This window comes from Limnohabitans sp. WS1 (genome assembly GCF_003063265.1).
Classification (GTDB): Bacteria; Pseudomonadota; Gammaproteobacteria; order Burkholderiales; family Burkholderiaceae_C; genus Limnohabitans_A.
Window position 1 is genome coordinate 20298 of sequence record NZ_NERU01000007.1, and the last position, 11346, is coordinate 31643.

At 60.6% G+C, this 11346-nt stretch carries 6 protein-coding genes; all 6 read right to left on the reverse strand.

Annotated features, from left to right (window positions below; all coding sequences use genetic code 11):
• Positions 1 to 12: 12 nt before the first annotated feature.
• Complete coding sequence (fdhF, locus tag B9Z48_RS10455) at positions 13 to 2805, reverse strand: formate dehydrogenase subunit alpha (RefSeq protein ID WP_108378251.1); 2793 nt, start codon at positions 2803 to 2805, stop codon at positions 13 to 15.
• Between the two features lie 409 nt (positions 2806 to 3214).
• Entirely contained in the window at positions 3215 to 4939 is a 1725-nt protein-coding gene (locus B9Z48_RS10465) for an NADH-ubiquinone oxidoreductase-F iron-sulfur binding region domain-containing protein (RefSeq protein ID WP_108378255.1), read from the reverse strand.
• A gap of 157 nt (positions 4940 to 5096) precedes the next feature.
• Complete coding sequence (gene boxA / locus B9Z48_RS10470) at positions 5097 to 6407, reverse strand: benzoyl-CoA 2,3-epoxidase subunit BoxA (RefSeq protein WP_108378257.1); 1311 nt, start codon at positions 6405 to 6407, stop codon at positions 5097 to 5099.
• A 624-nt stretch (positions 6408 to 7031) separates the two neighbouring features.
• Positions 7032 to 8459 carry a benzoyl-CoA 2,3-epoxidase subunit BoxB gene (gene boxB, locus B9Z48_RS10475; protein WP_108378259.1) on the reverse strand — a complete coding sequence of 476 codons (1428 nt, stop codon included), beginning with the start codon at positions 8457 to 8459 and terminating at the stop codon, positions 7032 to 7034.
• Between the two features lie 23 nt (positions 8460 to 8482).
• Positions 8483 to 10141 (reverse strand): 2,3-epoxybenzoyl-CoA dihydrolase, encoded by a 1659-nt coding sequence (gene boxC, locus B9Z48_RS10480; protein WP_199233497.1) that lies wholly within the window; start codon positions 10139 to 10141, stop codon positions 8483 to 8485.
• Positions 10142 to 10299: 158 nt separating this feature from the next.
• On the reverse strand, positions 10300 to 11214 hold the full coding sequence (locus tag B9Z48_RS10485) for a helix-turn-helix transcriptional regulator (protein ID WP_108378263.1): 915 nt from the start codon (positions 11212 to 11214) through the stop codon (positions 10300 to 10302).
• Positions 11215 to 11346 lie beyond the last annotated feature (132 nt).

The following is an 11346-nucleotide window of genomic DNA, read 5'->3' on the forward strand; positions in this document are numbered from 1 at the left end:
TGACACCCGGGATTATGCTTTCTGGGAGTTAATACCTTGGACTTGAACAGCGCAGTATTTAAATTCCGGAATTTTGCCAAACGGGTCCAAAGCCGCATGGGTCAACAAATTGGCTGCTGCCTCTTGGTAGGCAAAAGGCATGAACACAGCGCCCAAAGGCGTGCCGTTGTCTTGCCTGACTTGCAGGCTCACCTCACCCCGGCGCGAACGCACCTGGATGCGCTGGCCAGGCTCCAAACCCAATCGATCCATGTCGGCACCGTGCATGGAGGCCGTGGCCGCAGGCTCCAAGGCATCGAGCACTGTGGCACGTCGCGTCATGCTGCCCGTGTGCCAGTGCTCCAGCTGACGCCCGGTGATGAGCACAAAGGGGTAATCGACATCGGGCCGCTCGGCCGCCAAAATCAGATCAACAGTCACCAACTTCACCCGGCCATCGGGGGTGGGAAAGTGGTCGTGGAAAACGATGGGCTGACCCGGGTCCTCGGCGCTCACGCAGGGGTAAGTGACCGAGCCCGCATTCAAACGCGCCCAGTCGATGCCGCCAATGGCCGGGGCCATGGCCTGGCGCATTTCTTCGTACACCGCGGCCACGCCCTCGTGCTCGCCTGCATAAGACCAATTCAGGCCCAAACGCTGGGCGATCTGCTGGATGATCCACAAATCGGGTTTCGCATCGCCGGGTGGCAACACGGCCTGGCGGCCCATTTGCACCGTGCGGTCGGTGTTGCTGACAGTGCCGGTTTTCTCGGGCCAGGCGCTGGCGGGCAGCACCACATCGGCCAACCAGGCGGTTTCGGTCAAGAAGATGTCTTGCACCACCAGGTGCTGCAAGCTGGCCAACGCGTGGCGGGCGTGGTTCAGGTCCGGGTCGCTCATGGCCGGGTTCTCGCCCATGATGTACATGCCGCGCACCTTGTGCGGGTCGCTGTCTGGCGCGAGGGCCTTGTGCATGATCTCGACCACGGTGTAGCCGGGCTGGTCGTCGAGTTTCGTGTCCCAAAATTTCTCAAACCAGTCGTGTGCCGACTTGTCGCTCACGCGCTGGTAGTTGGGGTACATCATCGGGATCAAGCCCGCATCGCTCGCGCCTTGCACGTTGTTTTGGCCACGCAGCGGGTGCAGGCCGGTGCCGGGGCGGCCGATCTGGCCGGTGATGCTGGCCAGCGCAATCAGGCAGCGCACGTTGTCGGTGCCGTGCACATGCTGGCTCACGCCCATGCCCCACAAGATCATGGCGGCTTTGGCGCTGGCATAGGCCCGCGCCACTTCGCGGAGGGTGTCGGCCGGAATGCCGCAAACCGCGCTCATGGCCTCGGGCGTGAAGTCCTGCACATGGGCCTTGAGTTCTGCCACGTTGTCGGCACGTTCACTCAGGAATTTTTCATCGCACAGGTTCTCGTTGACGATGACGTGCAGCATGGCGTTGAGCATGGCCACATCGGTGTCGGCCTTGAACTGAAGATTGCGCCAACTGTGGCGGCCGATATCGGTGATGCGCGGGTCGGCCAGCACGATGCGCGTGCCGCGCTGGGCCGCGTTTTTCATCCAAGTGGCGGCCACCGGGTGGTTGCTGGTGGGGTTGGAGCCGATCACGATGATCAGATCCGAATGCTCGACATCTCGCACCGGGTTGCTGACTGCGCCCGAGCCCACGCCTTCCAAAAGTGCGGCCACGCTGGACGCGTGGCACAAACGGGTGCAATGGTCCACGTTGTTGCTGCCAAAGCCGGTGCGCACCAGCTTCTGGAACAAGTAGGCTTCTTCGTTGCTGCCTTTGGCCGAGCCAAAACCAGCGAGTGACTTGGGGCCGTGTTGTTGGCGCAGCGTGTTGAGCGGCTGGGTGGCCAAGTCCAGCGCTTCCTCCCATGAGGCTTCACGGAAGACTTCGCGCCAGTCGGTGTGGCCATCGATCAGGTCCAGGTCTTTGGCCACGCCCGCCTTGCGGATCAACGGCATCGTGATGCGGTCCGGGCTGTGGATGTAATCCATGCCAAAACGGCCCTTGACGCACAGGCGGCCTTCATTGGCCGGGCCTTCGCGGCCTTTGACGCTGATGATTTTTTCATCGCGCACCTGGTAGGTGACCAGACAACCCACGCCGCAAAACGGGCACACCGAATCGACTTCGCGGTCCACGGTTTGCGGCCCCATGTGGCTCTTGGGCATGAGTGCGCCTGTGGGGCAAGCCTGCACACATTCGCCGCAGCCCACACAAGAGCTACCTCCCATGGGGTCGGCCAGGTCGAACACCACTTGGGTGTGTGCGCCCCTAAATGCCAAGCCAATCACGTCGTTCACCTGCAGATCACGGCAGGCGCGTTGGCAGCGGTTGCACTGGATGCAGGTGTCCAAGTTCACGGCCATGGCCGGGTGCGACAGATCGGCGGGGACGGCCTCACGGCGCAATTGAGCGAGTGCGGGGCGGACCTGCACGCCGTGGTGCTCGGCCCATTGGCTCAGTTCGCCGTGTGGGGCCTCGGCGCGGTCATCGAGCCACTTGTGGCCCTGCTCGGGCAAGTCGGCCAGCAGCATCTCCAGCACCATCTTCTGGCTTTTGACCGCTCGTTCGCTGTTCGTTTGCACCTGCATGCCGGGCGTGGCGCTGCGGCAGCAGCTGGGGGCCAATGTCCGTTCACCGGCCACCTCGACCACGCAAGCGCGGCAGTTGCCGTCGGGTGCCAGGCCCTCTTTGTGACACAGATGGGGAATGGCAATGCCCAATTCTTTGGCAATGTTGAAAATGCTTTTTCCAGCAGGCGCTTCAACCATTTGGCCGTTGAGGGTGAATGCAACCGTGTTCATGCAGAGGCCCCAACCTGTGATAGCGACGTCTTTGCCACGATGAACCCTTGCTTGCTCGCGACGGGGGCGTCGCTCCTGCAAGAGACCCACTCTCCCTGTGGGAGCGGTGCCCTCGCCGCGTTGAACCCTTGCTTGTTCGCGACGGGGGCGTCGCTCCTACAAGAGATCGACTCTCCCTGCGGGAGCGGTGCCCTCGCCGCGGTGAACCCTTGCTTGTTCGCGACGGGGGCGTCGCTCCTACAAGAGACCGACTCTCCCTGTGGGAGCGGTGCCCTCGCCGCGTTGAACCCTTGCTTGTTCGCGACGGGGGCGTCGCTCCTACAAGAGACCGACTCTTCCTGTGGGAGCGGTGCCCTCGCCGCGATGAACCCTTGCTTGCTCGCGACGGGGGCGTCGCTCCTACACAGCATCATGTCTGCATCCCCACTTCATGCGGAAAGTCATTGAGCACACACCGGATCGGATTCGGTGCCGCTTGGCCCAGGCCGCAAATCGACGCGTCACCCATGACCTGCGCCAAATCTTGCAAGGTATCGGAATCCCACACTGGGGCTGCCATGAGCTGCGCAGCCTTGTCGGTGCCCACACGGCATGGGGTGCACTGGCCGCAGCTTTCGTGCGCAAAAAAGCGCATCACATTCAGGGCCGCTTCGCGGGCGCTGTCGTGTTGGCTCAGCACCATCACGGCGGCCGAACCGATGAAGCAGCCGTACGGCTGCAGGGTGTCAAAGTCCAGCGGCACATCGGCCAAGCGCTCGGGCAAGATGCCGCCACTCGCACCGCCGGGCAAATAAGCGTACAGCGTATGCCCCTCGGCCATGCCGCCGCAGTATTCATCAACCAATTCGCGCAGCGTGATGCCCGCAGGCGCGAGTTTCACGCCCGGGTGCTTGACACGCCCGCTGACGCTGAAACGGCGCAGGCCCTTGCGGCCGTGACGTCCATGCGATGCAAAACTGTCCGCGCCCTGCTCGATCAGTTCGCGCACCCAAAACAGGGTCTCAAAGTTGTGCTCCAGCGTCGGGCGGCCAAACAGGCCCACCTCGGCGATGTAAGGCGGGCGCATGCGCGGCTCACCCCGTTTGCCTTCGATGCTTTCGATCATGGCCGACTCTTCGCCGCAGATGTAAGCGCCCGCGCCCCGGCGCAACTCAATGCGTGGCAAGGCGCAAGGCGGGTTGGCCTGCAAAGCGGCCAGTTCTTGGGTCAACAAGACACGCGCTTCGTGGTACTCGTCGCGCAAATAAATGTAGACCGCCTCACAACCCACCACGCTGGCCGCGATCAGCAAACCTTCCAGAAAACGGTGCGGGTCGGCTTCCAGGCAGGTGCGGTCCTTAAAGGTGCCGGGCTCGCCCTCGTCGATGTTGACCGCCATCAGGCGTGGGCCGGGCTGGCTGCGCACGATGCGCCATTTGCGTCCAGCCGGAAAACCCGCGCCGCCCAGGCCGCGCAGGCCGGAAGACTCCAAGCACTGGATGACCGATTCGTGGTCTTTTTGTCCGGCCGCAATGTGCTGCGCCAACTGGTAACCACCCGCTTGCCGATAAGCCGCCAGCCGGATTGCGCCGGGAAGTGGGTTGGGCTCGGTCTGGTGTTGGGTCACACGCTGCGTCACAGCTTCAAAGGTGGCATGCGCCACAGCCTGCTGACCGACCTGCGCGGCCGGGGCCTGCTCGCAGCGGCCCAAACACGGCACAGGCACGACTTGAACGTCCAGCAAATCACGCTGCAATTGGCGCAGCAAACTGTCGCTGCCGGCCAGGCTGCAGCTCAGGCTGTCACACACCCGTACGGTGATGCGTGGGGCGGTTTGGGTGTCTTTCAGAATCTCGAAGTGGTGATAGAACGATGCGACCTCGAACACCTCGACCACGGGCAGACGCATCTCGGCGGCCAGCGCAACCATGTGGCGCTCGAACAAACCATGGAAATGGTCGTTCAGTTTGTGCAGGTGCTCGATGAGCAGGTCTCGGCGGTGACCATCAGCAGGTGGCAAACCGATCAAGGCCTGCACCTCGGCACGGGCCTCGGGCATGACCTGACGGCCTTTGAGCTGCTTGCGGGGTTGACGCAGTTGCTCGCGCAGTGCATTCAATCCGATACGTGTTTCAGAAATGGAATCGGTCTGCATGCGAAGGGGTCACATCCGTTGGAAAATTCATCGTTGCCATGATCGAGTGTGCGTTGTCGGGGCTGAAGCCACCGACCTACAAGAGACAAGTGCGCTGATTTGTAGGTCGGCGGCTTCAGCCCCGACATGACCGCGAAGCGCACAGTTTCTGCTGGGATCAATAGGTTTCAAGGTGCAGACGGCCTTCTTTTTTGAGGGCCGCACCGATGCTGTCCCAATCGAGTCCAGCATTTTGCGCGATGTCGCGCAGGGCCATGACCACGCCCTCTTCCATGCTTTTGAGCCCGCACACATAAAAGCAGGTATTGGGGTCCTTGAGTTGTGCAGCGATGTCGGCAGCACGGTCGCGCATGGCGTCCTGAACGTAGCGTTTGGTCTTGCCCACTTCACGCGAAAAAGCAAACTCGATGTCAATGAAGTCTTTGGGCAGATTGTTGAGCGGACCAAAGTAAGGCAGTTCGGCCGGCGTGCGGGCCCCAAAGAACAGCATGAGTTTGCCGCCCTCGAACTTGCCACTGGCCCGCAGGCGGCGACGCCATTCGGTCATGGCCCGCATGGGCGCAGAGCCGGTGCCGGTGCAGATCATGACGATGTGGCTCTTGGGGTGGTTGGGCATGAGGAAGCTCGCGCCAAACGGCCCGATCACCTGCACTTTTTCACCCACATTCAGATCACACATGAAGTTGGATGCTACGCCGCGCACAGGTTTGCCGTCGTGGTCTTCGAGCACACGCTTGATGGTCAGCGACAGGTTGTTGTGGCCAGGGCGCTCGCCATTGCGGGGGCTGGCAATCGAATACTGGCGAGCGTGGTGTGGCTTGCCGTTGGCGTCAACGCCTGGCGGGATGATGCCGATCGACTGGCCTTCGAGCACCGGAAAGGGCATGCTGCCAAAGTCGAGCACGATGTGGTGCGTGTCGTAGTCTTGCTGACCTGCTTGTTGACCCACTTCGGTCACGCGCAGGTTTCCTGTGACGGTGGCGGTGATGGTTTTCTCAGCGGCCTTGGGACCATACAGGTTGGTGTAGGCGTGTGCGGCCGACCAGGGCGGTATGGTCGCGCCGAACTGGGCAGAATTGAAACCCGAGGCGGTGGGGGTGCTGGCGACCGACGACGAAGAGGCTGCAGATTGAACAGCGGCTTGGGATTCCTCTTGGGCAGCACCCGCAAGGCCACCGGCCTCAGCCAGTTCTTCGGCGCTCAGTTCAGCGGGCAGGTCGTACCACTTGAGTTGTTCTTCGATGCTGTAGGCCTTGGCCTTGGGCACCATGCGCCAGTTGTCAATCGAGCCGGTGGGGCATGGCGAGATGCAGTCCATGCAACCGTTGCAGACATCGGCCTTGACCACGTAGTTGAGCGAGTCGTGGGTGATGGCACCCACGGGGCAGATCGCTTCGCAGGTGTTGCAGCGGATGCAGATTTCCGGGTCGATCAGGTGTTGTTTGATCAGGGTTGCTTCTGTGCTCATGTCTTGGCTCTCTTGAATTTTGGCGTTTTCTGTCTGTTGTCTGCGTGGTCCGCAACGGTATGGCTTGGGGCCGGGCGCCTCATGCTGGGGTACCAGAAATCGGCGCCCGGCCCCAAGCCATACCGTCGCTCTGTGCCTGCATGAACGTCGTCAGTCTACCGGTGTCTTTGACTCGCGCACCCATGTCCCATGTCATTGAAAGGGCAAGGGGCGGGTGACGATTTTCGGTACCCCGGTATGAGGAACCCGCCCCTTGCCCTTTCAATGACCGCCTCATTTCAAGGCAGCACCTTCAAACCACTGGCAAACCAGTAGTCCATTGACGTCAAGGACACAGAACCAACTCCATGCAGTTGACAGGGAAAGGGGCGGGTGACGATTTCTGGTACCCCAGCATGAGGAACCCGCCCCTTGCCCTTTCAATGACCGCCTCACTTCAAGGCAGCACCTTCAAACCACTGGCAAACCAGTAGTCCATTGACGTCAAGGACACAGAACCAACTCCATGCAGTTGACAGGGGAAGGGGCGGGTGACGATTTCTGGTACCCCAGCATGAGGAACCCGCCCCTTCCTCTGTCAACTGCCGCCCCCGCAAACAGCGAGGACGGCAGCAAGAGACTCAATCAGTTGAAGCGAACGTAATCAAAGTCCACGGGCTGACGGTTGATGCCCATGACGGGGGGCGCGATCCAGTTGGCGAATTTGCCGGGCTCAACGACACGGCCCATCAGGCTGGCCACATAAGCGCGGTCTTCGTTGGTGGGCAGCCACTCGCCCACTTTGGCCATCCACTCGGCGTCGGTCACCACACGGCCATCGGGCGTGATCTTGGAACCGGACAAAGAGCCAATGTTGCGGTGGAACGCTTTGTGAGGTGCGGTCAAGGTGAATGGAATGCCGGCCTTGGAGATCACACGGTTCCAACGGTCAATGCCGCCTTTGGAGTCGGTGATGTAGTCGTCGCGCAGCACTTCGTTCAAAGCGTTGAGCATCGGCACTTCTTTTTCGACCAACTTGCCGTCTTCGACCGACAAAATCTTGTAGCTGTTGCCCTTCAGGATGTGGTCATCACCACGCTTGCCTTCTTCGTAGCGGCCTTTCAGGCCCGAGCTGTAGAAGGTGGCCGCGTTAGAAGACTCGTCGGCACCGAACAAGTCGATGGTCACCGAGAAGTGGAAGTTGATGTAACGCTGGATGGTTGGCAGATCGATCACACCGGCAGCGCGCAGCTTGCCCACGTCGTCGGTTTTGAGCTGGTTCATCACATCGACAGTGCGCTGGATGGTGCGGCTCACGCCGGACTCGCCCACAAACATGTGGTGCGCCTCTTCGGTCAGCATGAACTTGGTGGTGCGGGCCAGGGGGTCGAATGCCGACTCGGCCAAAGCGCACAACTGGAACTTGCCGTCGCGGTCGGTGAAGTAGGTGAACATGAAGAACGACAACCAGTCGGGTGTCTTCTCATTGAAGGCTTGCAAGATGCGGGGGTTGTCTTCGTTGCCGCTGTTGCGTTGCAGCAAGGCATCGGCTTCTTCGCGGCCGTCTTTGCCGAAGTATTTGTGCAGCAGGTACACCATGGCCCACAGGTGGCGGCCTTCTTCGACGTTGATCTGGAACAGGTTGCGCAGGTCGTACATGCTGGGCGCAGTCAGGCCCAGGTGGCGCTGCTGTTCGACCGATGCTGGCTCGGTGTCGCCTTGCGTGACGATGATGCGGCGCAGGTTGGCGCGGTGCTCGCCAGGCACGTCTTGCCAGGCTTTCTCGCCGATGTGGTCACCAAAATGGATCTTGCGGTCTTGCTCACCAGGGTTCAAGAAAACGCCCCAACGGTAGTCGCGCATCTTGACGTGGCCAAACTGGGCCCAGCCTTGCGGGTCCACGCTCACGGCCGTGCGCAGGTACACGTCCATGTCGGTTGAGCCTTCGGGACCCATGTCGTCCCACCAGTTGATGAAGTTGGGCTGCCATTGCTCAAGGGCACGCTGCAAGGTGCGGTCTTCGCTCAGGTTGACGTTGTTGGGGATTTTTTCGCTGTAGTTGATACCGGACATGATGTTCTCCTGGTGAAAAATTTTTAAACGCGGTTCAGATCAAACTGGACTTTTTCGCCCTTGCCGTAGACCTTCAGGGCACCCTTTTCGCCGACGGCGTTGGGGCGCTGGAAGATCCAGTTCTGCCAGGCGGTCAGGCGGCCAAAGATGCGGGTCAGCATGTTTTCTTGGCTGGCGAAACGCAGGTTGGCTTCCAGACCGGTCAGGGCATCGGGCGACATGGAAGAGCGCTCTTCCAGGGCCAAGCGGATTTCGTCGGCCCAATCGATGTCGTCAGGCGCGGCAGTCACCAGGCCCAGGGCCAGAGCGGCGTCAGCATCCAAGGCCTTGCCAATCGCGCCGCGAGCGGCTTCCATGGCAGGCACTTCTTCATAAAAGCGGCGCTGCAAGCGGGTCTGGTCGTTGACCATGGGGAAGAAACCGAAGTTCATTTCGTTGAGTTGAATCTTGGGGGCCTTGGCTTCGTCGTCCGGCAGCGCCAGCATGTAAGCACGGTCGGCGCAGAAAGCCAACTCGGCGAGTGTGCCGACAAAGCATGTCCCCTCTTCAATCAGGGCGAACAGGCTGCGCGAAGTCACGTCCATGCGGGCAAGGGTGCGGCGCAGGTGGCCGATGGTTTCACGCACAAACCAGTGGTCTTTGTTCGCCAGCATGGTGGCGTCCGAAGCCAACACGGCAGCGGCGTCGCCCGATGTTTTGAGCACCCAGGTGCCGATGTCCAGTTCGTTGGTGCGCATGTGCAGGATGGCGTCATCCAATTCGCGCACCATCTGCAGCGGCCACCAGTTCATGCCTGCGGCTTCGATGCCCGCGATGTCGGTGGGTTGGGCTGTGGCAGGGGCTTTGACGGTGAAGGTGGCAATGCGCTTGGTACGGTCAATCTCCACCGAGACGTTGGTGTAGGTGAGCGCATCGGCCGCGATGGTACGGTTCAAGGGTGTCAGTTCCACGCCCTTGACGCCTGCAGGCCGGATGCTGCCAGCGGCCAGCTTTGCGGCGCGTGCCTTGACCACATCTTTGAACACGGCGGGCTTGGCGACGGCATCGACCAGACGCCAGTCCACGGCTTTTTGACCACGCACGCCTTCGACGCTGGTGCAGAAAATGTCGGCCAGGTCGTGGCGCACATGGCGCTTGTCGGTCACGCGGGTCAGGCCGCCGGTGCCGGGCAACACGCCGAGCAAAGGCACTTCAGGCAAAGACACCGAAGAAGAACGGTCGTCCACCAGCACGATGTCGTCGCAGGCCAGGGCCAGCTCATAGCCGCCGCCAGCGCAAGCGCCGTTCAGGGCGGCGACGAATTTCAGGCCGTCGTGCTTGCTGGAGTCTTCAATGCCGTTGCGGGTTTCGTTGGTGAACTTGCAGAAGTTCACTTTCCATCCGTGGGTGGACACACCCAGCATGAAGATGTTGGCACCGGAGCAGAACACGCGGTCTTTCAGGCTGGTCACCACCACCGAGCGCACTTCGGGATGCTCGAAACGGATGCGTTGCAGCGCATCGTGCAACTCGATGTCCACACCCAGGTCGTAGCTGTTGAGCTTGAGTTTGTAGCCAGGGCGGATGCCGGCGTCTTCATTGATGTTGATCGACAAGGTCGCGATCTCGCCATCAAAAGCCAGGTGGATGTGCTTGTACTGCGAAGGGTGGGTCTGGTAATTGACTTGAAGCGCTGCGGTCATGGGTGTCTCCATCGGTGAAGGGGTGGAATTGATTTCTGTCAAAAATGCAGTTCATTGCATGTTGAGCTGAAGTTTAGTGCATCTTTGCCGTTCGCGTAATATGCACTTTAATGCATTTTATAGGTATTTACCCTATGAAATAAATTCTCACCCCCACATCAAGCCTGACGTCCCAGATGTTGGCGAACCGAAGTACGCAAGGCCTCAAAAGCCTGGTCTTCTGTTCGGCCACTGGTGTTGATGGCCATGTCGGCTTTGGAATAAAAAGCGGCTCGTCCTTCCAAAATGCGTTTGAGGTCTTCCATGGCCTCGCGGCTGGCGGCCATGGGGCGCATGTCCCCTTGGGCGGCCACACGGCCCATGTGGTCGGTGGCATCGGCCTGCAGCCACACGGTGGTGCAGTGCGACAGCAACAGATTGAAGTTGGCCGAATCCGACACCAGCCCCCCGGGCGTGGCAATCACCACTTCGGGGTAAATCTGAATGGCTTCTTCGAGGGCACGGCGCTCGTAGCGTCGATAAGCGTTAGCCCCATACAGGTTGTGGATCTCGCTGATCTGGCATCCGGCAAATTGCTCAATTTCTCGGCTCAGCTCAATGAAGGGAAATCCCATGTCGTCGGCCAGGCGCTGGCCCAGCGCGGTTTTGCCTGCCCCGCGCAAACCGATCAAGGCAATGCGGTTCTGACGCTCTTGTGCGTTACCCCCTTCACCCAATAAATCCACCAGCTGCAATCTGGCACGGCGCAAATCGGCTTCGCTGCGCTGGCCCAACAACTCACGAATCAAGAGCCATTCGGGCGAGCGGGTGGTCACATCACCGAGCAATTCGGCCAAAGAACATTGCAAGGCGTTGGCCACCTGCAACAGCACCAACACCGAGACGTTGCCAGTGCCGTATTCGAGGTTGGCCAAGTGGCGTTCAGAGACTTCGGCGGCCAAAGCCACGGCGCGGCGCGTCATGCCTTGACGCGAGCGCAAGTTGCGCACCCGCTCCCCCAAGGCTTCCAAAAAAGGATGGCGTCGGGTGTCGGGCTCGGTCGGATCGATGGGCAAGCTGGCTTCAGAGGTCATGTTCAACACGGAATGACAAAACAAGGGGAAAACCCTAGGATTTCAGGAAACCCAAAACATGCACTTTAATGCATACTAGAGGGCAAGCACAATAATGCATGGAGCTTTGTTTATACCGCCAACTGGCCCCGT